The 1,036-nt window shown below is 45.7% G+C and carries 1 protein-coding gene; it reads right to left on the bottom strand.

The genetic code is table 11. The features are described 5' to 3' along the window. On the bottom strand, positions 1-1,036 hold a 1,036-nt coding region (locus ACWHAR_RS23185), incomplete at both ends, for a single-stranded-DNA-specific exonuclease C-terminal domain-containing protein (protein WP_452087961.1).

Genomic DNA, 1,036 nt, shown 5'->3' with positions numbered 1-1,036 from the left:
GAGATCAAAAAACACCTTTGTCATGAAATTGATTGTTTCAACGGACCAGCCTTTATGTTTTGCAAGCTCTGAACCGTGTTTTTTCACGTCAAAAGCGCCTCTTTTCAGCAAGAACGCATAATACCATTTAAAGTGGTCTCTTGCGGGAAAAGTTGATAAAAAGTGGTCCTCATGGTTGAGAAAAATAAAATATATCCGCTCAGGCGCCTTGCCTTCCAGCAAACGTGCGAGCATGTCCAGCGAAGGCGGCGGATCCAGTAATACGATATATGCACCATCGAGGTCAAACGCCTTTGCTTGATCTTTAGAACTGATGACGTGCACTTCTCGGCGAAGGTCTTCAGTTTGAAGTAATGTTGTTGAGTCTTCTTTGAAAGAGACAATGGCCCGTTTAGCAGATGGAAGGGCGGAAACTGTGTCTTCCCACGTCCGTTTTCCCCTTAAATCAAACAGCTGCCATTCAGAAACAGCGGCATCCTTTATCATAAGCTGCGGCTTTTTTCGATTGTTCCATTCGTTGATTGACATCTCGCCGACAATGGAAATTCTTGAACCCGGTACGATGCCTTCTTCAAGCTCGCCTTTATTAAAACCGACGCAATCAAGCTGAGACGACTCGTTTCTGATCGTCATTTTGACATGAGTTTTATTTGCCCCTATCTTGCGGACATCTTCCAATACTGCGTTTTCTACGAGAACGTGCGGTTTCGGGTTCAGCATGCCAAAAGGAGACAGCATGTTCATTTCTGCGATGCTTTCAACTGTAATGTCTTCGACGCCGCAGACAAGGTCGACTTCCTGTACGGGAATAAAATCCTCTTCCGTAAGCGTATTGTCCGCTATTTCATTCAGCCTGCTTCGCAAATCCGGCACATCTTCGGCTTTCAGCGTCATCCCCGCAGCCATTGGATGGCCGCCGAAATGAGGAAGAATATCTCTGCATTCAGAAAGGCTCTCAAATAAATTAAATCCTCTGATGCTTCGGGCCGAACCTTTAGCGATTCCCTTTTCTTCATCAATGCCAAGAACAATGGCC

Source organism: Bacillus sp. LR--39 (assembly GCF_053613335.1).
The sequence above is the reverse complement of the archived record's forward strand: the minus strand, read 5'-3'. Positions and strand labels throughout refer to the sequence as shown.